Source organism: Lelliottia jeotgali (assembly GCF_977070485.1).
The window spans coordinates 85,726-107,045 of the sequence record NZ_CDRVFO010000018.1 but is presented as its reverse complement, the minus strand read 5'-3'; the positions used below and the strand labels follow the sequence as shown (position 1 = coordinate 107,045).

At 61.8% G+C, this 21,320-nt stretch carries 18 protein-coding genes and 1 tRNA gene; 8 read left to right on the top strand and 11 right to left on the bottom strand.

All coding sequences use genetic code 11. The annotated features are described in order from the left end of the window. Nucleotides 1-65: 65 nt before the first annotated feature. Complete coding sequence (locus ACW4TB_RS22735) at nucleotides 66-1,994, bottom strand: ATP-binding cassette domain-containing protein (protein ID WP_039603388.1); 1,929 nt, start codon at nucleotides 1,992-1,994, stop codon at nucleotides 66-68. Between the two features lie 221 nt (nucleotides 1,995-2,215). Between ACW4TB_RS22735 and ACW4TB_RS22730 the strand changes: the two genes are divergently transcribed. Further along, a complete protein-coding gene (locus ACW4TB_RS22730) occupies nucleotides 2,216-4,144 on the top strand; it encodes a transglycosylase SLT domain-containing protein (protein ID WP_279930497.1) in 1,929 nt (642 codons plus the stop codon). 53 nt (nucleotides 4,145-4,197) lie between these two features. Here the strand turns inward: ACW4TB_RS22730 and ACW4TB_RS22725 are convergent, their stop codons facing one another. After that, nucleotides 4,198-5,001, bottom strand: a complete 804-nt coding sequence (locus tag ACW4TB_RS22725) for an MOSC domain-containing protein (protein ID WP_279930495.1) — start codon at nucleotides 4,999-5,001, stop codon at nucleotides 4,198-4,200. A 55-nt stretch (nucleotides 5,002-5,056) separates the two neighbouring features. After that, nucleotides 5,057-5,992: a chemotaxis protein CheV gene (locus tag ACW4TB_RS22720; RefSeq protein WP_279930493.1), complete on the bottom strand. Its 936-nt coding sequence runs from the start codon at nucleotides 5,990-5,992 to the stop codon at nucleotides 5,057-5,059. A 349-nt stretch (nucleotides 5,993-6,341) separates the two neighbouring features. Here ACW4TB_RS22720 and ACW4TB_RS22715 point away from each other — a divergent pair, with 349 nt between their 5' ends. The 3 genes from ACW4TB_RS22715 (at nucleotide 6,342) to ACW4TB_RS22705 (ending at nucleotide 8,784) form a co-directional block, all read left to right on the top strand. Continuing rightward, entirely contained in the window at nucleotides 6,342-6,860 is a 519-nt protein-coding gene (locus ACW4TB_RS22715) for a hypothetical protein (protein WP_042111287.1), read from the top strand. Between the two features lie 377 nt (nucleotides 6,861-7,237). Then, nucleotides 7,238-8,128, top strand: coding sequence for a sensor histidine kinase (locus tag ACW4TB_RS22710; protein WP_012313551.1), 891 nt, complete (start codon nucleotides 7,238-7,240; stop codon nucleotides 8,126-8,128). Then, complete coding sequence (locus ACW4TB_RS22705; protein WP_012313550.1) at nucleotides 8,125-8,784, top strand: response regulator; 660 nt, start codon at nucleotides 8,125-8,127, stop codon at nucleotides 8,782-8,784. The genes ACW4TB_RS22710 and ACW4TB_RS22705 overlap by 4 nt, the downstream gene beginning before the upstream one ends. Here ACW4TB_RS22705 and yegS read toward each other — a convergent pair. Then, nucleotides 8,768-9,649, bottom strand: a complete 882-nt coding sequence (yegS, locus tag ACW4TB_RS22700; RefSeq protein WP_012313549.1) for a lipid kinase YegS — start codon at nucleotides 9,647-9,649, stop codon at nucleotides 8,768-8,770. The genes ACW4TB_RS22705 and yegS overlap by 17 nt on opposite strands. A gap of 458 nt (nucleotides 9,650-10,107) precedes the next feature. Between yegS and ACW4TB_RS22695 the strand changes: the two genes are divergently transcribed. Further along, the gene (locus ACW4TB_RS22695; protein ID WP_279930487.1) at nucleotides 10,108-11,355 is read left to right on the top strand and encodes a glycosyltransferase family 4 protein; all 1,248 of its coding nucleotides are present in this window, start codon (nucleotides 10,108-10,110) and stop codon (nucleotides 11,353-11,355) included. Here the strand turns inward: ACW4TB_RS22695 and ACW4TB_RS22690 are convergent. After that, nucleotides 11,344-12,570, bottom strand: coding sequence for a molybdopterin molybdotransferase MoeA (locus ACW4TB_RS22690; RefSeq protein ID WP_042111284.1), 1,227 nt, complete (start codon nucleotides 12,568-12,570; stop codon nucleotides 11,344-11,346). The two genes, ACW4TB_RS22695 and ACW4TB_RS22690, sit on opposite strands and share 12 nt — an antisense overlap. Next, complete coding sequence (gene moaB, locus ACW4TB_RS22685; protein WP_012313546.1) at nucleotides 12,554-13,093, bottom strand: molybdenum cofactor biosynthesis protein B; 540 nt, start codon at nucleotides 13,091-13,093, stop codon at nucleotides 12,554-12,556. Before moaB ends, ACW4TB_RS22690 begins: the two co-directional genes overlap by 17 nt. 177 nt (nucleotides 13,094-13,270) lie before the next feature. Here moaB and ACW4TB_RS22680 point away from each other — a divergent pair, with 177 nt between their 5' ends. Both ACW4TB_RS22680 and ACW4TB_RS22675 read left to right on the top strand, forming a co-directional pair. Continuing rightward, on the top strand, nucleotides 13,271-13,492 hold the full coding sequence (locus ACW4TB_RS22680) for a YgdI/YgdR family lipoprotein (RefSeq protein ID WP_012313545.1): 222 nt from the start codon (nucleotides 13,271-13,273) through the stop codon (nucleotides 13,490-13,492). An 82-nt stretch (nucleotides 13,493-13,574) separates the two neighbouring features. Beyond that, a tRNA-Pro gene (locus tag ACW4TB_RS22675) sits at nucleotides 13,575-13,651 on the top strand. Between the two features lie 53 nt (nucleotides 13,652-13,704). On the opposite strand, the gene ACW4TB_RS22670 is transcribed toward ACW4TB_RS22675, so the two are convergent. Both ACW4TB_RS22670 and ACW4TB_RS22665 read right to left on the bottom strand, forming a co-directional pair. Continuing rightward, the gene (locus ACW4TB_RS22670; RefSeq protein WP_012313544.1) at nucleotides 13,705-15,321 is read right to left on the bottom strand and encodes a methyl-accepting chemotaxis protein; all 1,617 of its coding nucleotides are present in this window, start codon (nucleotides 15,319-15,321) and stop codon (nucleotides 13,705-13,707) included. A 190-nt stretch (nucleotides 15,322-15,511) separates the two neighbouring features. Further along, complete coding sequence (locus tag ACW4TB_RS22665; RefSeq protein ID WP_279930483.1) at nucleotides 15,512-17,275, bottom strand: ABC transporter transmembrane domain-containing protein; 1,764 nt, start codon at nucleotides 17,273-17,275, stop codon at nucleotides 15,512-15,514. Nucleotides 17,276-17,478: 203 nt separating this feature from the next. On the opposite strand from ACW4TB_RS22665, the gene ACW4TB_RS22660 reads away from it, so the two are divergent. Further along, nucleotides 17,479-17,652: a PA1571 family protein gene (locus ACW4TB_RS22660; protein WP_012313542.1), complete on the top strand. Its 174-nt coding sequence runs from the start codon at nucleotides 17,479-17,481 to the stop codon at nucleotides 17,650-17,652. Nucleotides 17,653-17,721: 69 nt separating this feature from the next. Here the strand turns inward: ACW4TB_RS22660 and pdxB are convergent, their stop codons facing one another. From pdxB to rlmM, 3 genes are all read right to left on the bottom strand, one after another. Then, entirely contained in the window at nucleotides 17,722-18,864 is a 1,143-nt protein-coding gene (gene pdxB / locus ACW4TB_RS22655) for a 4-phosphoerythronate dehydrogenase PdxB (RefSeq protein WP_012313541.1), read from the bottom strand. Between the two features lie 60 nt (nucleotides 18,865-18,924). Beyond that, the gene (gene tusA, locus ACW4TB_RS22650) at nucleotides 18,925-19,167 is read right to left on the bottom strand and encodes a sulfurtransferase TusA (RefSeq protein WP_012313540.1); all 243 of its coding nucleotides are present in this window, start codon (nucleotides 19,165-19,167) and stop codon (nucleotides 18,925-18,927) included. Nucleotides 19,168-20,043: 876 nt separating this feature from the next. After that, on the bottom strand, nucleotides 20,044-21,111 hold the full coding sequence (gene rlmM, locus ACW4TB_RS22645; RefSeq protein ID WP_279930479.1) for a 23S rRNA (cytidine(2498)-2'-O)-methyltransferase RlmM: 1,068 nt from the start codon (nucleotides 21,109-21,111) through the stop codon (nucleotides 20,044-20,046). Nucleotides 21,112-21,320 lie beyond the last annotated feature (209 nt).

Here is a 21,320-nt window from a genome sequence, read left to right as displayed (position 1 = left end):
CGGCAAGCCGGCTCCCACAGAGATCCTGTAGGAGCCGGCTTGCCGGCGATGAGGCCGGGACTGGCTTAGCCCTCCAGCTCGGCCCAGCGCTCTACCAAGGCATCCAGCTCGCCCTGCATCTGCTCCAGCTTCGCCAGCACCGCCGAGGTCTCCTCGATCGGCCGCTGATAGAAGCCCGGCGCGTTGACTTCTTCCTGGGCCACCGCCATACGCTGCTCGACCGCATCGATCTGCCCAGGCAGCATCTCCAGTTCCCGCTGCAGTTTGTAGCTGAGCTTCTTCTTCGAGGCATCCGCTGCGGCTGGGGCTGGCGCCGGAGCCACCTGCTCGTCCTGCTTCTCGACCACTGCACTGTTGAGCTCGGATTTGCCACCCTTGCTCTCGGTCACGCCCAACAGCTTCGGCGAACCGCCCTGGCGAATCCAGTCCTCATAGCCGCCAACATATTCACGTACCTTGCCCTCGCCCTCGAACACCAGCGTGCTGGTGACGACGTTGTCGAGGAAGGCCCGGTCGTGGCTGACCATCAGCACGGTGCCCTTGTAATTGCACAGCACCTCTTCAAGCAGCTCGAGGGTTTCCACGTCCAGGTCGTTGGTCGGTTCGTCCAGTACCAGCAGGTTGGCCGGTTTGCTGAACAATTTGGCCAGCAGCAGGCGCGCCCGCTCACCGCCAGACAGCGCCTTGACCGGCGTGCGGGCACGCTGGGGGCTGAACAGGAAATCGCCCAGGTAGCTGAGCACGTGACGGTTCTGGCCGTCGATTTCAATGAAATCGCGACCCTCGGCCAGGTTATCGATCACGGTTTTTTCCAGATCGAGCTGGTGGCGCATCTGATCGAAGTAGGCGACTTCCAGTTTGGTGCCGCGCTCGACCTTGCCCGAGGTAGGCTCAAGATCACCGAGCATCAGCTTGAGCAGCGTGGTCTTGCCGGTACCGTTGGCGCCCAGCAGGCCAATGCGGTCCTGACGCTGCAGGACCATGGAGAAGTCCTTGACCAGCATCGGCCCTCCAGCGTGATGGAAGCTGACATTCTCCAGCACCATCACCTGCTTGCCGGATTTCTCTGCGGCCTCGATCTGGATATTCGCCTTGCCCTGACGATCCCGCCGCTCGCTGCGCTCGACACGCAAGGCCTTGAGTGCGCGCACCCGGCCTTCGTTACGGGTACGGCGGGCCTTGATACCCTGCCGGATCCACACTTCTTCCTGGGCAAGACGCTTGTCAAACAGGGCGTTGGCCGTCTCTTCGGCGGCCAGCGCAGCTTCCTTGTGTACCAGGAAACTGGCGTAGTCACCGTTCCAGTCGATCAGCCCGCCGCGATCCAGTTCGAGGATGCGGGTTGCCAGGTTCTGCAGGAAGGAACGGTCGTGGGTAATGAACAGCACCGCGCCGTTGAAACCGCGCAGGGCCTCTTCGAGCCAGGCGATGGCACCGATGTCCAGGTGGTTGGTCGGCTCGTCGAGCAGCAGCAGGTCGGGTTCGGACACCAGCGCCTGAGCCAGCAGCACGCGGCGGCGCCAGCCACCGGACAGCTCGGCCAGGGTTTTGTCGGCAGGCAGCTGCAGACGGCTCAAGGTGCTTTCCACCACCTGCTGCAGGCGCCAGCCGTCACGGGCTTCCAGTTCGTGCTGAACATGCATGAGTTTGTCCAGGTCATCGTCGCCCTGGATGTTCTGGCTGAGGTGGTGGAATTGGGCAAGCAGTTCGCCAACGCCGTCCAGGCCTGCGGCCACCACGTCGAACACTGTCCGCTCGTCAGCCACTGGCAATTCTTGTGGCAGTTCGCCAATCTTCAAGCCGGGTGCGCGCCAGATCTCTCCGTCGTCGCCCTTCTGCTCGCCCTTGACCAGGCGCAACATGCTCGACTTGCCGGTGCCATTGCGGCCGATGATGCACACCCGCTCGCCACGGGCGATCTGCCAGGACACTTTGTCCAGCAGCGGCATCGCGCCGAATGCGAGGGACACATCGCTGAATTTGAGCAGGGTCATGTTCGTCTCCAGAAAGCGGGCGCGCATTCTACCTGAGTTGGCCCGTTCCGGCATTAAGTTGACCGCGCTGCCAGGGCATTGCGACATCCGGTCGAACTTAATGCCTTGATACAAGCACAGTGCTTTCACCCGCTGCCGGCAAACAGCTAAGCTAGAACAATAGCTTCCAACAGTGCTGGCTCCGCCGTCACTTTCCCATGGTTCAACTGCCCGGACGTATCATGCGCAGCCGCCTGTTACAGATTGCTTCCTGCCTGCTGCTTACCGCCGCCACCGCCAGCGCGGCGCAGGCCATAGACCTCTCTCAGCAACGTCAGTACTACGACGAGGCCAAGCGTGCATTGGCCAAGGGCGACAAGGGCCCTTACCTTCGCTACGCCCAGGCCCTGCGCGACTATCCGCTGACGCCCTATCTGGCCTACGACGAACTGACCGCTCGGCTGAAAAGCGCCAGCAACCAGGAAATCGAAGCGTTCCTGGCCAAACATGGCGACCTTCCCCAGGCCAACTGGATGAAACTGCGCTGGTTGCGCTGGCTGGCCGAACGCAGCGAGTGGAACACCTTCGTCAAATACTATGACCCCAAGCTCAACTTCACCGAACTGGACTGCCTCAACGGCCAGTACCAGCTGAGCCATGGCCTGCGCGCCGAAGGTTATGCCAGCGCCGAAAAACTGTGGAACGTGGGCAAGTCGCAACCGGCCGCCTGCGACACCCTGTTCGGTATGTGGGCCGCCGAAGGTCAGCTGACTGAGGCCAAGCGCTGGAACCGTGCCAAGTTGGCAGCCCAGGCGCGTAACTACTCCCTGGCCAACAGCCTGGTCAAATCGCTGACCACGCTTGGCCCGCAAGGCCGCCTGCTGGTCGATGTCGCGCAAAAGCCAGAACTGCTCAACCAGCCGTCGCGCTTCACACCGGTCAACGAGGCCATGTCCGATGTCGTCAGCCTGGGCCTGCGCCGCCTGGCTCGCCAAGACCCTGAACGCGCCATGGCCCTGCTTGACGACTACGCCCAGCGCATGCACTTCTCCCGCGATGAAAAAGTGGCTATCGCTCGTGAAATCGGCCTGACCCTGGCACGCCGCTATGACCCACGCGCTCTTGACCTGATGACGCGCTACGACCCTGAGCTGCGGGACAACACGGTCAGCGAATGGCGTCTTCGCCTGCTGCTGCGCCTGGGCCGCTGGGAAGATGCCTACGAACTGACCAAGCGCTTGCCGCAGGACCTGGCCAGCAGCAGCCGCTGGCAATACTGGCAAGCGCGCAGCCTGGAACTGGCCCAGCCAAACAACCCGCAAAGCCTGTTGCTGTACAAGAGCGTGGCGCGCGAACGGGATTTTTACGGATTCCTCGCGGCCGACCGGGCGCAAACGCCCTACCAGCTCAACAACAGACCACTGGTACTGAGCCCGCAACTGGTCAGCAAAGTACGCAATACTCCGGGCATCCAGCGCGCCCTGGAGTTCCACGCCCGCGGCCAGATCGTCGACGGTCGCCGCGAGTGGTATCACGTTAGCCGCCACTTCAGCCGCGACGAAATGGTTGCCCAGGCGCGCCTGGCCTATGACCTACGCTGGTATTTCCCGGCCATTCGCACCATTAGCCAGGCCAAGTACTGGGACGACCTCGATATCCGCTTCCCGATGGCCCACCGCGACACGCTGGTACGCGAAGCCAAGGTGCGTGGGTTGCACTCAAGCTGGGTGTTCGCGATCACACGCCAGGAAAGCGCTTTCATGGAGGATGCGCGCTCCAGTGTAGGTGCCAGCGGCCTCATGCAGTTGATGCCGGCCACAGCCAAGGAAACCGCGCGCAAGTTCAGCATTCCGCTGGCGTCGCCGCGCCAGGTGCTCAACCCGGACACGAACATTCAGCTGGGCGCAGCTTATCTGAGCCAGGTACACGGCCAGTTCAACGGCAATCGGGTGCTGGCGTCGGCAGCGTACAACGCCGGCCCCGGGCGCGTACGCCAATGGCTCAAGGGTGCCAAGCACCTGAGCTTCGATGTGTGGGTGGAATCGATTCCGTTCGACGAGACGCGTCAGTATGTGCAGAACGTGCTGTCTTACTCGGTGATCTACGGGCAGAAGCTCAATGCACCGCAGCCGTTGGTAGATTGGCACGAGCGGTATTTCGACGACATGTGAAGCAATGCTGCCTCTTCGCGAGCCAGCTCGCGAAGAGGCAGTACTTGCTACCACTACTCCAGTACTTCGACCTCCATCCCCACCTCAAGCCGACCACAGCCATCCACAGCCAGGTTCTGCCCGAACAGGATGTCACCTTCGCGCTCGCGAAAGGTCTTGAGGGTGGTCAAAGGCTCCCGGTCCGGGCTGCGCTCTCCGGTTTCAGGGTCCAGCGTGGTGAAGATGCACCGCACGCTCGGCTTAAGCACGCGAAACTCAAGCCCGCCAATACGAATGCGCTTCCAGCCGTCTTCGGCAAACGGCTCTGCGCCGTGCACCACCAAGTTCGGTCGAAAACGCAGCATCTCCATTGGCCGGCCAATCCGCCGGTTCAGCTCTTGCAGCGAACCCTGGCCAATCAGTAGTAACGGAAACCCATCGGGGAAAGCCGCCCTGTCGCTGTTCAAGCCATAACCGCTTGGCAGGTATCGCGCCCGATGCTCCGGGCAGTGGACCAGTCGCACTGGCTTGCCGAGCACTTGCGACAGCCAGGCTGCTGCTTCATCGCCGGCATCCGGCACACGCAGCGTGTCGCGCCAGATGGTCACCCCGCGCAGGCCATCATCTGCAGGCGGCACCGCCACATGCAGAGGTGGCAGCCCCGGCGCCTCCAGCAGCAGCGTACCCGCTTCCCCTTCGCCGGCCTTGAGCTGGCTGAGCTGAGGCCAGGCGCGCTGGGTCAGAAAGCGTCCGTTGTCTTGCTCGACCACCAGCCAGCGCCGGTCACCCGACAAACCCAGATTGTCGACCAGTGAAGCCTCCAGGCGTTGCGCCTGCCCCGATTTCACCGGATACCGATACAGCTCACTCAGAAACATCCCTGCCTGCCTCGTGCCATGCCAAATGCCGAATTATACCCGGCAGCCGCAGGGATCACGCAGTAGTCGAATCCAGCAGCAAACGCTGCTTGACCACGTCGACCAGGCGATCAGGCTGGAACTTGGAAAGGAAATTGTCGCAGCCGACTTTCTTGACCATGGATTCGTTGAAGCTGCCCGACAGCGAGGTGTGCAACACCACGTACAGCTTGCGCAGGCGCGCATCGCTGCGGATTTCTGTGGTCAGCCGATAACCGTCCATTTCAGGCATTTCCGCGTCAGTGAACACCATCAGCAGTTTTTCGCACATATCCTCACCCGCATCGGCCCAGCCCTTGAGCATGCGCAAGGCCTTCAGGCCGTCGCTGGCAACATGCAGTTTCATCCCCAGTTGCGACAGGGTGTCACGCAGCTGCGCCAGCGCCACGCTGGAATCGTCCACCAGTAGCACTTCACGGCCACGAGCGCGAGCCAGTATCGGTTCAGCGAGCTTGTCGTTGGAGACCTTCGCGTTGTAAGGCACGATCTCGGCCAGCACCTTCTCGACATCAATGACCTCCACCAGCTTTTCGTCCACTTTGGTGATGGCCGTAAGGTAATGCTGACGGCCCGCACTGGAAGGCGGCGGCATGATGGCTTCCCAGTTCATGTTGACGATGCGATCGACCCCACCCACCAGGAACGCCTGCACCGAGCGATTGTACTCGGTAACGATGATGGTGCTGTCTGGCCCCGGCTGCAGCGGGCGCATGCCGATTGCCTGAGACAGGTCGATGACCGGCAAGGTTTGCCCACGCAGGTTGACCACGCCACAGACAAACGCGTGGCGCTGTGGCATCAAGGTCAATTTGGGCAATTGCAGCACTTCCTGCACCTTGAACACGTTGATGGCGAACAGCTGGCGCCCGGCCAGGCGGAACATCAGGATTTCCAGGCGGTTCTCACCCACCAGTTGCGTTCGTTGGTCTACCGTGTCGAGAATGCCAGCCATTGGAAAACCCCCAGGCTCAATTCGGAATAATGTGAGTTCATCCACCTTGTATCGGCGGCTGCGTGCGCAGCTTGACCCTTGAACGAAAATGCTTCGCGGGCCAATTGATATCACATTAACATCATGCTTTACTGCAGCCAGCCTTGGATCCATTCCTTAGACAAGCTATCCACCCCTAGAGCAACATCAGGGAAACCCTTAGCGTCAACCGGGTACAACCTGATGTTCGCGCTATCCTTTAGCCATTAATGTGACGCCATTCTCACTGCATGAATGGAGTCAGGCTTTTGCTAGCGAACGACACGGCTTGGCCATCCCCCGCTCCCGCGTTGCGGGCCGGGACCTCATGATGGACAGTTCAGCTTTCGACAGCAGCGCTCTGCAGGACTTTCTGCTGGATGCGCAAGTGTTGCTGACCCAGTCCCAGGAGTGCCTGCAGCACCTGGAACTGATCGCCAATGACCCCGACGCCTGCCATTGCCTCATCAACACCCTCGATACTCTTGCCCGGCGCGCCAGCGGCCTGGGCCTGCTTGAAGTCGCCAACTACGCCTCTGCCTTGCAGCAACTGCTCGCTCCGGCCTGCATGCAGCTGCACCTGCACAATCAAGCCTTGCCTGCATTGGCGGCCTGCCTGACCCTGCTGGCCTGGCAACTGGAGCTTGTCGATGCGCACACAGGGCGACTCGCCCTTGATGCCAGTGAACAAACCACCTTGCTGGCCGAACTGGCGAACGCACTGGACCAGCCATTGCCGCAAACGTGTGCGCCTTGCCAGGAAACGCGCAGCGATTGTGCTGACACGCACCAGGCCGGCCTCATGGCCAATCGCCCAACTTGCTCAAACAAACGCACTAGCAGTCATTGACAACCTGCAACTAAGGTGACGCTGTAATACCGAATCAGGATCCAACTTGTGAACGGCTGAAAGTTGCTACACCCTGCAATACCGGACTTCGCGCAAGTTGATCTGAGCAGGCCATCCAGGCCAATCAATGGTGGCTATTTGCTGCTCGAATCAGGCATTGCCTCCCCTTGATCGCCCCGCAAACCTTGAGGTTTCAAAGCATTACCCACTCGCGACCAAACAGGCCTGAAGTGATACCATGCACACTAACAAGTACCGGTCACCCGTATATGGATCGCCTCAACGCGCACTTGGCGATTATTGAAAGCACTACGCCAAAGCCTCCGGCAAGACATGCGCAAGGCCTCCATCAGCAAGGTTTCAGTGGCTTCCCATCTATGCTCCCACGCTTGAAGAATGCTCTGCGTTGCCGCTCCCTCCCCACTGTGCTGCGCTGGGCGACCGCATTACTGTGCGTGGCGTCACTTTTTGCCAACCTGCTGCTGTTCACTGGCGGGCATGCCATACCGGCCAGCCTGATGCTGTTACAGCTGATGGCAATGTTCGGGGTCGGCTGGCACCTGAGCCAGGGTGCCAGGTCTATAAGCTTGCGCCCGGCAGAACTGGCCGATCGCATGCTCAAAGTCCAGGAAAGCGAACGCCAGCACCTGAGCCGCGAACTGCATGACGACATAGGCCAACTGCTGACCGCTGCCAAATTGCAGCTGGAGTGGTTGCAGCGGCGGCTGCCAAGCGATGTGCAGGCCCAATGCGGCACCCTGTGCAGCACACTCGATGACACTCTGAGCAAGGTGCGTGATGTCTCTGCACTCCTCAATCCACGGCAGTTGGCAAGTCTTGGCTTGGAAGCCAGCTTGCGTGCACATCTGGTGCGCACGCTAGGAAGCACCGACATGCATTGGAGCCTGGAGTGTCATCAAAGGCTGGGTGGCATTTGCGAGGAGGTGACCATGGCTGCTTTTCGCATCGCGCAAGAAGCGGTCACCAACATATTGCGCCATGCCAAGGCGCGCAACCTGACCATCCGCCTGCAGCGCAGCCCCGCCGGCCTGACCTTGTCGATAGAGGACGATGGCCAGGGCTTCATCCCCGCCGCCAATCCGGCTGAGGCAGGCCAGCGCGGGATGGCCGGCATGCAGGAGCGTGCCACAGCGCTCCAGGGCACACTGAAAATTACCAGCCAGCTGGGCCTCGGTACCCGGATCGAGGTCTTGTTCCCATGGACACCACGTACCCATGAACGCGCCAGGACACCTGCTATCCGATGACCTGTAGACTGCTGCTGGTCGATGACCACTCGCTGATTCGAGCCGGGGTACGTGCTCTGGTGTCTGACATACCAGGCTACACCGTGGTCGGGGAAGCCGACGATGGCGGCCAACTGCTAGAGCAAGCCCAGCAGCTGGCGCCGGACATCATACTGCTCGACATTTCCATGCGCTCGACCAGCGGCCTTGATGCCCTCACCCTGCTGCGCGCCTCTGGCAGTACCTGCAAAGTACTGATCCTGTCCATGCACACCGACCCGGACCTGATCATGCGCGCCCTGGAAAGCGGCGCCCACGGCTACCTGCTCAAAGATGCAACCGCAAAGGAGCTGGAGCAGGCACTGGCCGCGCTACGCAGTGGCGAGCGCTACCTCAGCCCAGCCATAGCCCACACGGTGATCAACCAGGCACTCATGCGTGCGCAGCATGGCAAGCAGGCAAACATCGACCGCCATAACCTAACTGCACGGCAACTGGAAATTCTGCGCCTGATCGTACGGGGCAAATCCACTCGCGAAATCGCTGCCGGGCTTGCCCTTTCGATCAAAACGGTGGAAACCCATCGCTCGCAGATCATGAAACGCCTGCAGATCTACGATGTCGCCGGCCTGGTACTGTTCGCCGTACGCGAGAAAATCATCAGCCTGGATGACTGAGCAGCGGCGAATTTGGCGGCAGGTGCAGGCGCAGCGCCGCAGGCAGGGCCTCGAAGCGCAGGCTGTCAGCCTGTAACGGCTCACCATCGAGGTTGATGTCCAGGCCTTGGGAGCTCTTGATCTCGACCCAGGGCAAGCGCGCCCGAACGAACAGCCCTTCGCCGGCCAGCAGCTCACGCAGCGCCCCCACCACTTCTTGCGGTGCCGGCAGGATAGCGATGTCGAGCAGGCCGTCATCCACCAGGGCATCGGCGCACAGAACCTGACCGCCACCTGCCTGGCGGCCGTTGCCGATGCCTAGCGCCAGCAAGTCACCCTGCCAGTGAAAGTCCGGGCCTGTCAGCTCCACCGACGCGGCCTGCAACTCACTGAAGCGCGACAGCCCGGTGAACAGGTAAGCCGCTGCGCCCAGCACCTTCTTCAGGTCCTCGGAGGTGTTGGCCGTGACCTGACTGCCGAACCCGCCCGTGGCCATGTTCAGAAACATCTGGTCGCCAACCTTGCCCAGGTCGATTGGCCGGGCCGGCATATCCAGCAGCGCCAGTGCCTCAGCCGGCTGCAATGACACGCCAGCAGCCTTGGCGAAATCATTGGCGGTGCCCAAAGGCAGCAATGCCAGGCTGGCCTGCGTTTGTGCCTGCCCCATGGCTTCGGCCACATCGCGCAAAGTACCGTCGCCGCCTCCTGCGACCACATGGGTGTAGCCAGCCGCCAGCGCCTCGGCAACCAGCCGCTGGGCATCACCCGCTTCCCAGGTCACCCGCACGTCCAGCGTCCAGCCCCGCTCACGCTGGGCGAGTACGGCCTCGCGCACATCTTCGTTCATCGCCTGCTTGCCGTGCAGGATCACCATTGCCTTACCCATCACGCTTCTCCCAAGGGACCGCTCATTGCAGATCTCGACCACAGGCGTCGGCAGATTGCTGCATGCACTAGCTGACCAGGCGCCAACGCCAGACAAGTATTTGAACAAAAACCAGTCAGGCCCACATCAACAGGATTGAAAGCTTCGGCCATCAGGCGCATGATCGACAAATATTTGGCCAACACTGGCATGAAATAATAAAAAAGTCGGTTTTTTGACTTTTTTGCCGCCGGAACGCTGGCAGCTCACAAGTTGCCCCCTTAGCGCTACGTGCAGCGCCGAGTTGAGATTGTGAAATGAGCGTACTGATCCCCTGCATGATCGACAGAAACGAATACCTGAGCGAAGACGATAGCGTGGGCTTTACTGAAATGTATGGACGCGTCCCGGTTGCAGCCATCGGCTGACTGCCAACGGGCGCGTTTTTTGTCTGCAGCCTTTAGCGAGGATTGTGGTTCATGCGCATACTCTGGACGCTGCCCTACCTGCCCTGGCCAACCACCAGCGGCAGCAAGACCCGGCAATACCATCTGCTGCGCGCCCTTGCGCAGCACGGGCACCGGATCACCTTGCTGGTGCAGTCAAAAATCCCGCTCAACGATGCCACCCGCGAAGCGCTGGAGCCACTGGTCGAACGGCTGATCGTACTTCCACGCCGAGCACTGCACAGCCCGCTCAACCTGCTGGCCTCACCGATCATCGACTACCCCATGCGGGCAATCATCAATGGCTTGGCGCCCTGCCTGCGCCACCGTTTCGAGCAGTTGCTGGACGAGCCCTGGGACGTCATCCAGATAGAGCACAGTTACGGCTTCCAACCTTTTGAAAAAGCCCTGCAGGCCCGCGCACTACCCTACATGCTCAGCGAACACACACTCGAATCGGTGATGGGCGCTGCCTGCCATGACCGCTTGCCGCTTTGGCTACGCCCGCTCAACGCGTTCGACCGCTGGCGCTATCGTCGCTGGGAGCAACGCGTACTTTGCCAGCCCACCGAAGTGGTGGCAGTGAGCGCCCATGATGCCGAACTGATCAGCCAGATCAGCGGGCGCCCAGTGAACGTAGTGGTCAACGGTGTGGATTGCGAGTATTACAAACAGGTATGTCCCGCACTGCACAGTCAGCGACTTCTGTTCGTTGGCAACTTCGAATACGGTGCGAACCTTGAGGCCATCGAATGGGCGCTGGAAGAAATACTGCCGCAGGTGTGGATGAGCAACCCTGCGGTGCGCCTGGCCATAGCCGGGCATGCCATGCCGGCCTCATGGAAGCTGCACTGGAATGATCCACGTATCGAATGGCTAGGTTATCGCCCTGACCTTCGCGAACTGCAGCGGCGCTCGGCGTTGTTCTTCGCCCCCCTGCGCTACGCCGGCGGCTCCAAAGTCAAGATTCTCGAAGCCATGGCTGCCGGGCTGCCGGTGATCACCACCAGCAAGGGCGTTTCAGGCCTTGCCGTGGACAACGGCGAGCATTACCTGGGCAGCGATGACGGTGACCAGTTGGCACTGCTGATTACCCAATTGCTCAACCAACCCTGGCGCATGCGCCAACTGAGCGAAGCCGGCCGCCAGTTTGCCCGGCACCGTCATGACTGGAGCGTGGCGGCGCAGCAACTGGAGAACGTACACATGCGCCTGACGCAGTCAGCGCCTGCCACCGCCCCGCAACCTATAGATCCCTGGCTAGGGCGATCAACCAAGTAGTTCGCTCAACGGTATGAACTGTACACTGTCACCCTGCTGCAGCGTACTGCCTTCGCGAACCTCCACCAAGCCCTCAGCCCAGGCGGCGCTGCGCAGCACGCCAGAGCTCTGGTTCTTGTAGATGCGCACCCGGCCGTTGTCGATACGCGCCCGCAGGTATTCGCGCCGGGTTCCGGCCTTGGGCCAATCGAAACCGGCAGGCACATCGAAACGTAGCGGAGTGACATCGGCCACCCCTTGACGGCGAAGCAAGTACGGGCGCGTGAGCAGGCTGAAAGTGACCAGGGTCGACGCCGGATTGCCTGGCAGCCCGATCACCGGCACACCTTGAAAATGACCGAACGTCAGCGGCTTGCCCGGTTTGATCGCCAGCTTCCACAGGGCCAACTCGCCCGCCTCACGCAGCGCCGCGCCCAGGTAATCGGCCTCGCCCACGGAAACACCGCCGGTGGACAGGATCAGGTCGACATCACCCAGGCTGGCCAGGCACTGGCGAGTCCGCACCAGGTCATCAGGCAGGATGCCCATGTCGCGCACTTCACAGCCCAGGCGTTGCAACCAGCTGACCAGCAGGCGGCGGTTGCTGTTGTAGATCTGCCCTGGGCCCAGTGGCAAACCTGGCTCGACCAGCTCGTCGCCGGTAGACAACACTGCCACCCGTACCCGACGCACCACCTGCAGTTGAGCATGGCCCAGGGTTGCGGCCAACCCCAGCTCGATTGGGCCCAGGCGCGTTCCTGCGACCATCACCTGTTCGCCCTGACGTGTTTCCTGGCCTTGGGGGCGGACATTCTGCTCAGGCCTCATCAGCTCGAGGAAACGCACCCGCCCATCCTCCAGCACCTCGGTGTTTTCCTGCATCTCGACGCAGTCGGCACCGGCCGGCAGCGGGGCACCGGTGAAGATCCGCGCGCATGTGCCGGCCTGCAACGGCTCGGGCGCGTGCCCAGCAAAAATGCGCTGGCTGACGTACAACGGCTGGCCTTGGTAATCGGCCAGGCGCAGTGCGTAGCCATCCATGGCACTGTTGGGCCAGGGCGGCAGGTCGAGCGAGGCAACCAGGTCGGTCGCCAGCACCCGGCCCTCGGCCTCCGCCAGCAAGACGGTTTCGGTGTCCTTGATCGGCGCGGCTTCGGCCAAGGCCAGCAGGCGCTCCAGCGCTTCTTCCACCGGCATCAATGGCCGGGCCTGCGGCGCCTCAGCCACGGCTTTCACAGGCCCCTGCCTGCTTCAGGTGTGCAACGAAATTGCACGGGCGATGGCGGGCATCGAGCTGCTCGGCAAGGATGCCGTCCCAGCCAGTGCGTACGGCATTGGTGGAGCCCGGCAGGCAGCATACCAGCGTGCCGTTGGCCAGGCCGGCCAAAGCGCGCGACTGAACGGTGGACGTGCCGATGTCGGCAACGGAGATCTGCCGGAACAGCTCGCCGAAGCCTTCCACCTGCTTGTCCAGCAGGCAGGCCACAGCCTCAGGCGTGCTGTCGCGCCCCGTGAAGCCGGTGCCACCGGTGATCAGCACGACCTGCACGCGGTCATCGGCGATCCAGGTGGCCACCTGGGCGCGGATCTTGTAGAGATCGTCCTTGAGCAGCTTACGCTCAGCCAGCTGGTGGCCCGCCGCAGTCAGGCGGTCGACGAACATCTGCCCGGAGGTATCGGTTTCAAAGGTTCGGGTATCGCTTACCGTCAGCACGGCAATATTCAGGGCCACGAAGGGGGTATCTGCCTTGGCTTTCATGAGTGTCCATCGCAGGGGGGAAGGGATGGCCGCATTTATATCACAGGCTGCCCTGCGGCAACCTTGACAGACCCAGGTCAATACCCAGGGATTGGCGCTATGCTGCACTGTAGAAGGAACTTGCGCAGACGCCTTGCGTCTTAACGTCATCTAGCACCATCGCACTGGAGAAACACGATGATTAAACGGACCCTTCCCGCCTTTATGCTCGCCCTGGGCCTGGGCGCCCTCGCTGGCTGTGCCTCGCCGACCGTGATCACCCTGAACGACGGCCGTGAGATCCAGGCTGTGGACACTCCGTCCTTTGATGAGGACTCTGGCTTCTACGAGTTCGAGCAACTTGACGGCAAGCGTACGCGCCTGAACAAAGACCAGGTTCGTACCGTCAAGGAGCTCTGATCGAGCGCCCTGTTTTGAGCCTAAGCCCTTTTAACAACAAGGGCTTGCGTTCAAAAAAACCATGCAGTAGGATTTCGTTCATCGGAGTGTAGCGCAGCCAGGTAGCGCGTCTCGTTCGGGACGAGAAGGCCGCAGGTTCGAATCCTGTCTCTCCGACCAAATCCTTCAAAAAGCCCGCCATTGTGCGGGCTTTTTGTCATTCGTGATAAGCACTACGCGGTAAGCCGCGAAGTGACCTCACCCAACTGCCCCGACAGCCCATGCAGGCGCTGGCCCGCCTGCTCGGTGTGCTGCACCGCCTGCTGGTTGGCCGTGGCGATGCGGGTAATCTCGATCAGGTTGCGCGAAATATCCTCGGCCACGCTGGTCTGCTCTTCAGCTGCCGTGGCGATCTGCCGGTTCATGTCACGGATGGCCTCAACTGCCGTGGTGATGCGCTGCAGCATCTGCCCAGCCTGCTGCACCTGCTCGGCCCCCTCCTCGCTGCGCTGCTGCCCGCTTTCGATGGCCTTGACCGCCTCAACCGCGCCAGACTGTACGGCCTCGATGATCTGATGGATTTCGGCGATCGACGCCGCCGTGCGCTGAGCCAGGCTACGCACCTCGTCGGCGACCACCGCAAAGCCGCGCCCGGCCTCACCCGCACGTGCCGCCTCGATGGCCGCATTGAGCGCCAGCAGGTTAGTCTGCTCGGCGATACCGCGGATCACTTCCAGCACCTTGCCGATGCGCGAACTGTCATTCTCAAGATCGCGGATTACCGCCGCAGTACCTGCGATCTCCCGGTTGACCACGCCGATGATGTCGATGGTCCGCTGCATGACCTGCTCGCCAGCCTGGGCACTGTGGTCGGCTTCATCGGCCGCACGTGCGGCTTCGGCGGCGTGACGGGCAACCTCCTGGGCAGTGGCGGACATCTCGTGCATCGCCGTGGCCACCTGATCGGTACGCTGGAACTGGTCATGGGTACCGCGCGCCATGTCACCGGCGATGCTGCGCAGTTGGCCACTGGCGCCTTCCAACTCTTGGGCATTGTCCTTAAGGCGGCCAACGGTTTCGGCAAGGAAATCACGCAAGGTATTGGCCGCACGCGCAAGGCGGCCCAGTTCATCCTCGCGACGGCTGTCGACCCGGGCGCCAAAGCGGCCCTGGCTCAATTGCGCTACGTACTCGATCAACTGGCTGATCGGCTCGATCAGGCTGCGGTTGACCCGCCACAGGCTGAGCAAACCGACCAGCAGTGCCGAACCGAGCATCACCAGCATACCCAGCCATACCGTGCGCTCGGCACTGACATTGATGCTGGCGGCGCGCTCACGGGCGTCGGCGCGCAATTGCTCGACCAACGCGCTCATTTGCTCGCTGGCAGCACGGTCGACACCTTTGACCGCCAGATCGCCAGCGACCGGGTCACCACCTGCGGCCAGAAACGCCTGGCGCCCCTGCGCGTAGGCCACACCCAATTGCCGATGGCTGTCACGCAGTTGCTGCAAAGGCTCCTTGAGCTTCTGATCACTGCTGTCGATCAGTTGCCCAAGCAACTGCTGAACCTGCTGCTCACGGGCCTGGAACTGCTGCCAGTATTTCTCCAGCTCGGCCGGCTGACGGCCGCGCAGCAGCACGTTCTTCCACTCCTGCACCTGGATCTTGAACTGCAGGTTGGCTTCATCGATCGATTGCGAGGCCTGCAGCGGTCCATCGACCAACGTGGCATAGCTGCGCACACTGGAGGACAGAAACTGGAAGCACACCAAAGCAATCAGCAGCATCGCCGCCAGGCTACCGCCAAGCAGGGTAAGAATTTGTACTCTGAGGGATTTACGCAACATCGCAGATCTCGGGAACAAGGAATGAGGAAACAGCGTGCCGCTGGCAGCGCCGCCACAGACATCCATGTCCTCGTTCGCAGGCCAAAAAAAAGCTGCCATCAATCGATAGCAGCCAGGTCGAGCACTTACGCAACAGTTGAAGGGATAGTCTCAAGCAATTGCTACAAAAATGTTACAAGCCTTCGATGCGTCAACCTGCGTTGAACTGCAGCGAGGCCAGCCTGGCGTACAGCGGGCTCTTTTCGATCAGTTCACGGTGGGTCCCCACTGCCACCAGACGCCCCTTGTCGATGACCGCGATGCGATCAGCATGCTGCACTGTGGCCAAGCGATGGGCGATGACCAGCGTAGTGCGGCCCGCCATCAGGCTCGCAAGCGCCTGCTGGATCAAGTGCTCGCTCTGCGCATCGAGGGCGCTGGTAGCTTCGTCGAGCAGCAGGATCGGCGCATCCACCAGCAACGCCCGCGCAATCGCCAGACGCTGCCGCTGCCCGCCCGACAGGCCAATACCACCCTCGCCCAGCGGTGTCTGGTATCCCTGCGGCAGTTGCCGGATGAACTCATCGGCATGTGCGCCACGCGCGGCCGCCTCAACCTCGGCCAAGCTGGCCTCGGGGCGCCCATAGCGGATGTTGGCCTCGACGGTACCGCGAAACAGCGAGGGGTTCTGCGCCACCAGGGCGAACTGGCGGCGTAGTTCGCCCAACGCCAGGCTGGTGATTGGCTGATTATCCAGAAGGATGCCCCCCTGCTGGGGGTCGTAGAAGCGCAACAGCAAGTCGAACAATGTCGATTTGCCCGCGCCGGATGGCCCCACCAGCGCCACGGTCTGGCTTGGCTCGATGACCAGGTTCAGGTTGTCGATGGCGGCAACCGATGGCCTGGAAGGGTAAGCAAATACCAGGTTCTTCAGCTCGATACGCCCACCAGCGCGCTGCCGATCCAGCACAAACGGCTGCTCGGTCTCTAGAATGCTGCTGCGCGCTGCCAGCAGTTCGGCGATACGCTCGGCTGCACCGGCGGCGCGCTGCAGTTCGCCGATGACTTCGCTCAGAGTACCGAAGGCACTACCGACGATCAGGCTGTAGAACACGAAGGCTGCCAATTCGCCTGCGGAGATGCGCCCGGCGATTACATCCATGCCGCCGACCCACAACATCACCCCCACCGCGCCCAGCACCAGCACGATGACCAGGGTGATCAACCAGGCCCGTTGTGCGATCCGCTGGCGCGCCACGGCGAAGGCCGCCTCGACCGTTCCAGCGAACAACTGGCGGTCGAGTGCCTGGTGGTTGTAGGCCTGCACGGTCTTGATCTGCCCCAGCGTCTCGGCCACATAGCTGCCCACATCCGCCACACGGTCCTGGCTCTGCCGCGACAGGCTGCGCACGCGCCGGCCAAACAGCAGGATCGGCGCGAGCACCAGCGGCAGGGCCACCACGACGATACTGGTGAGTTTGGGGTTGGTGATGAAAAGCAGCACAACGCCGCCGATCACCATCAGGGCGTTGCGCAGGAACATCGACAGTGACGAGCCGATGACCGCCTGCAGCAATGTGGTATCGGCGGTCAGTCGGGACTGGATTTCCGAGCTGCGGTTGTCTTCGAAAAAGCCAGGGTGCAGGCCTACAAGGTGATCGAACACGGCGCGGCGAATATCGGCCACGCACCGCTCACCGATCCAGGAAACCAGATAGAAGCGGCTGAATGTCCCTGCCGCCAACGCCAGCACCAACAGCAGGAACAGGCCGATGGTCTGATTGAGCTGTTGCGCCGAACGGGTCATGAACCCCTGGTCCACCAACAGGCGGATGCCTTGACCCATGGACAGGGTAATGCCGGCGGTCACTACCAGAGCCAGCAACGCCAACAGCGCTTGGCGACGGTATGGGCGCATGAAATGCCAGCAGAGAAACAAGGCGCGACGCTGACGTGAAGAAACCGGTTCGAGCATGGCGATGGACCACAATGACAGTGAAACAGCAGCCTACCATTCATCCCGCCTGGCAGTGGCTATAGCCCATCGTTCTAAAACATCTCTGGAGGTTTATCGCACTTTCTGGTGCACTGTAACTGTCGTGACCTCCAAGAGCCGCTGTCACAGGCCAGTCACGGCACAGGTTTACCTTGATATTGGACCTGACGAGGAGAGAGCAGATGAGTTTGCAAAACGGCAGCGACGCCCAGAAGCCCCAGAACACCCCGCAACCGAAGGTCTGCGGCTCGATCATCGATGCCCAAGGCCGTGAAGTACCCATCACCGAGCAAATGATCCAGCAGGCCTGCAAGGACCTCGAGGACAGCCGGGTGAAGAAGGTGCGCAAGGGCTGAGAGAAGAATTGATTGAAACCCGGCGCTGTCGCCGGGTTTTTTATTTGCCCAGGATGTTCTGCCTGCCCGTCAAACGACCACTGCACCCAAGGCATTGACCATCTGCACCAGCTGCGGCGCCTCGCCCCGCAACCGCACCGCTAACCCTTCGATTTCACGGCGTGGCGGATACTGTTTGCGCAACAGGTCGAACGCCGCGCGTTGCTCGGCCGCATCGTCGCTCAGGCTGCGACGGAAATCGGCATCGTCGCGGCGCGGGTCGTACACCGCCCGGCATAACGTCGCCAAGGCCCAGCCAAGGTCCGCTTCGCCATCGAACTCGATCTGCGCCAGTGGCGGTTTGGGCAGCAGATCCTGCAGCTGCACGCGCTCGGCCTCACCCAGAAAGCGGCACAATGCTTGATAGATCTGCGCCGTACCGCGCTGGCGGCCATCCAGGCTGTAGCCGGCGATGTGCGGCGTAGCCAGGGTGCAGAGGTCGGCCAGTTGCAGGTCGACCTGCGGTTCGCCCTCCCATACATCGAGCACAGCGTGCACGTCTTCGCGATCCAACAGCAACTCTCGCAGTGCAAGGTTATCCACCACCGGTCCACGGCTGGCGTTGATCAGCCATGCGCCAGGGCGCAGCTGCGCGAGCTGCGCTTGGCCCAGCAGGTGCCAGGTCGGGTGCTCGCCGCCCTGCTGCAACGGGGTATGCAGGCTGATCACATCGCATTGTTCAAGCACAGTTTGCAGGCTGACGAAATCGCCCCCCTCAGCCGCCTGGCGCAACGGATCGCAGACCAGCACCTTCCAGCCCATGCCGTGCAACACCCGCACCAGCCGGCCACCAACCTCCCCCGCGCCAACCACGCCATAGGTGCGCTGGGGCAGCGCTGCACCGTCCAGGTCGGCCAGGGTCAGCAGGCTGCCCAGCACATAGTCGACAACACCACGGGCGTTGCAGCCCGGCGCGCTGCTCCAGTGGATGCCCGCTTCGGCAAAGTAATCCAGGTCCAGGTGATCGGTGCCGATTGTGCAGGTGCCGACAAAGCGCACTCTGCTGCCTTCTAGCAGTTGCCGGTCGACCTTGGTCACCGAGCGCACCAGCAGCACATCGGCCTCTTTGACGCTGGCGGCGTCCATGCTCCGGCCAGGGTAACGGCGGATCTCGCCGAAACCTTCGAAGAAGGCATCGAGCAGCGGGATATTCTCGTCGGCAACTATCAGCATGGCGCTCTCCTGTCTGGGGAACGCAGTGTAGGTGCTATGCCCGGCACGATCCAGCGTGGATCAGTCGGCTTTCTTGCGAATCCAGTACAGGTAGGTACCGGCCTCTTCCTGCTGCTGCAGCAGTTCATGGCCGAGGAAGTTGCAGAACTTGGGAATGTCGCGCCGGGTCGAGGGATCCGTGGCGATGACCTTGAGCAGGCCGCCGGCGGCCAGATTGCGCACGTGGGTGTGCAGCATCATCACCGGTTCTGGGCAGTTCAGGCCGGTGGCATCAAGAATGGCGTCGGGGGTGAAGTCAGTCATGGGGTGCTCCGCAAATGATCGCTATTGTGGCGCATAGCGTGGCGCGGACCAATAGTCACCTGCACGCCCTGCGCCGCAAGCACAGCTTGCTCTGCCTTTGCCTTTGCCTTTGCCTTTGCCTTTGCCTTTGCCTTTGCCTTTGCCTTTGCTTTTCACTTTTCACTTTTCGCTTTTCGCTTTTCAGCGCGCGGTAGCTCAATCACCACAGATTGCGACTTCAGGAGGCCGAGCGCAGGTCTTGCGGAGGGAGGTGACGGGCATGGATGCCCGTCAAGCGCTTCGGCCCATGGATGGGCCGTGAGCGCGGTCCTCCCGGGAGCAAGGCCGGAGCGAGGGAACCCCGAAGCGTAGCGTAGGGGCCGGATGATGGGAGCCAGCCTTTTTTGGTTACTTTTTGGGGCGTTTGCCAAAAAGTGACCCGCCGTAAGGGCGGAAAGGTGAGTGAGCGTCGCTACAGCAAATGGATATGCCCGTATGAATGAAAACACCCGCATGAGCTTTGGCTTGCGGCTTGCGGCTTGCGGCTTGCGGCTAGGGGCTAGCGTGAATATCCATTGGCCGTGGCGGCGCTGAATCACCTTTCCGCCCTTACGGCGGGTCCCTTTTTGTCTTGGCAAAAAGGAACCAAAAACCGCCCGCTCCCATCATCCGGCCCCTACGCTACGCTCCGGGGTTCCCTCACTCCGGCCTTGCTCCCGGGAGGACCGCGCTCACGGCCCATCCATGGGCCGAAGCGCTTGACGGGCATCCATGCCCGTCACCTCCCTCCGCAAGACCTGCGTTCGGCCTCCTGAAGTCGCAATCTGCGGCGTCTGAACTATCGCGCGCTTAAAAGCAAAAGCAAAAGCAAAAGCAAGGCAAAAGCAAGGCAACGGCTTACTTTCGCGGTTTCAGGTCCAGCCTGCGCAGATGGCACGTCACTTCCTCACGGTCGTGATACAGCTGCTTGCAGGCAATCGACACCTTGATCTTGCGGGCCTTGAAGGTCGCCTCCATGCGGTCCAGCAAGCGACGCACCTCGGCATATCGCTGCTTCATTGGCAATTTCAGATTGACCACCGCCTCCCGGCACAAGCCCTCCCCCAACCACGTCTCGATCAACGAGGTGGTGCGCGCAGGCTTCTCGACGATATCGCAGACCATCCAGTCCACCGGTTGCTTGGGCTGCCAGGTGAAGCCGTCGGCCATCAGGTGCTGGACCAGGCCAGTGTCCATCAAACTCTCGGCCATGGGCCCGTTGTCGATCGCAGTGACCAGCATGCCCCGGCGTACCAGTTGGTAAGTCCAGCCACCCGGCGATGCCCCAAGATCTACCCCGGTCATGTCATCGCCAAGCCGCTGCTCCCACTGCTCGCGCGGAATGAACTGGTGCCACGCCTCTTCAAGCTTCAACGTCGAGCGGCTCGGCGCCTCCCGCGGGAATTTCAAGCGAGGAATTCCCATCGGCCACAGCGCACTGTTGTTCGCCTCGGCAACGCCAACGAATACCCGGCGACCACTGATGAAGGTCAGCAACAGGCGAGGCAGGCTGGCGTTGTCGACCAAGCGACCGGCTTTTTCCAAAGCCTTGCGCAGCGGCACCTCAAACTTGCGACAGAACGTCGACAGCTCCTTGCCGTCGTTGCTGTCGAGCACCTCCAGCCACAGGCTGCCAAACACCGGCAATGCCGCCAGATGCTCGAGCAACACGCTGATCCGGTCGGTCTCAGGCAGTTCGATGTAGCTGCCACGCGCCCACTGGCGCGGGAAGATCAGTTGGGCAAAGCGCAGCTGCGCCATCAACCGTTCGGCACCTTCGGCTTCGGCGCAGACAAACTCGGCGCAGGCGCTCTGCGGCTTGCCTTTGGCATAACCGGCAACCCCCAGGCGGGCAGCGTGCTCGCTGATCTCGGCGCAAACCTCGCCCTCGAACCCGGGCCGGCAATGCATGAACAGGGTATTCATCTCTCACTCCACTACGGCTGGCGCACCACAGGCGCCGGCAGGGCGGCGATGATAAAGGAAGATCGGAACCTGCGACATGCCCCGCCGGTCCAGAATAGGGTCAGGGCAGACAAACCGGTCTAACCTGACTCTTCAGCCAGGTCCGTACCGTGCGGGCCGAAACACCGCGGTGACACCGGCATCATCCAGCCAATGCCGGGCACCGGTGC

Bases quoted from the DNA above. Each gene is read 5' to 3' on its own strand.
- ACW4TB_RS22705 (WP_012313550.1), top strand. From the start codon at position 8,125: ATGACCTGTAGACTGCTGCTGGTCGATGACCACTCGCTGATTCGAGCC.
- ACW4TB_RS22695 (WP_279930487.1), top strand. From the start codon at position 10,108: ATGCGCATACTCTGGACGCTGCCCTACCTGCCCTGGCCAACCACCAGC.
- ACW4TB_RS22680 (WP_012313545.1), top strand. From the start codon at position 13,271: ATGATTAAACGGACCCTTCCCGCCTTTATGCTCGCCCTGGGCCTGGGC.
- ACW4TB_RS22660 (WP_012313542.1), top strand. From the start codon at position 17,479: ATGAGTTTGCAAAACGGCAGCGACGCCCAGAAGCCCCAGAACACCCCG.
- ACW4TB_RS22725 (WP_279930495.1), bottom strand. From the start codon at position 5,001: ATGTTTCTGAGTGAGCTGTATCGGTATCCGGTGAAATCGGGGCAGGCG.
- ACW4TB_RS22670 (WP_012313544.1), bottom strand. From the start codon at position 15,321: ATGTTGCGTAAATCCCTCAGAGTACAAATTCTTACCCTGCTTGGCGGT.
- yegS (WP_012313549.1), bottom strand. From the start codon at position 9,649: ATGGGTAAGGCAATGGTGATCCTGCACGGCAAGCAGGCGATGAACGAA.
- tusA (WP_012313540.1), bottom strand. From the start codon at position 19,167: ATGACTGACTTCACCCCCGACGCCATTCTTGATGCCACCGGCCTGAAC.
- ACW4TB_RS22715 (WP_042111287.1), top strand. From the start codon at position 6,342: ATGGACAGTTCAGCTTTCGACAGCAGCGCTCTGCAGGACTTTCTGCTG.
- ACW4TB_RS22665 (WP_279930483.1), bottom strand. From the start codon at position 17,275: ATGCTCGAACCGGTTTCTTCACGTCAGCGTCGCGCCTTGTTTCTCTGC.
- rlmM (WP_279930479.1), bottom strand. From the start codon at position 21,111: ATGAATACCCTGTTCATGCATTGCCGGCCCGGGTTCGAGGGCGAGGTT.
- moaB (WP_012313546.1), bottom strand. From the start codon at position 13,093: ATGAAAGCCAAGGCAGATACCCCCTTCGTGGCCCTGAATATTGCCGTG.
- ACW4TB_RS22735 (WP_039603388.1), bottom strand. From the start codon at position 1,994: ATGACCCTGCTCAAATTCAGCGATGTGTCCCTCGCATTCGGCGCGATG.
- ACW4TB_RS22730 (WP_279930497.1), top strand. From the start codon at position 2,216: ATGCGCAGCCGCCTGTTACAGATTGCTTCCTGCCTGCTGCTTACCGCC.
- ACW4TB_RS22720 (WP_279930493.1), bottom strand. From the start codon at position 5,992: ATGGCTGGCATTCTCGACACGGTAGACCAACGAACGCAACTGGTGGGT.
- ACW4TB_RS22710 (WP_012313551.1), top strand. From the start codon at position 7,238: ATGCTCCCACGCTTGAAGAATGCTCTGCGTTGCCGCTCCCTCCCCACT.
- pdxB (WP_012313541.1), bottom strand. From the start codon at position 18,864: ATGCTGATAGTTGCCGACGAGAATATCCCGCTGCTCGATGCCTTCTTC.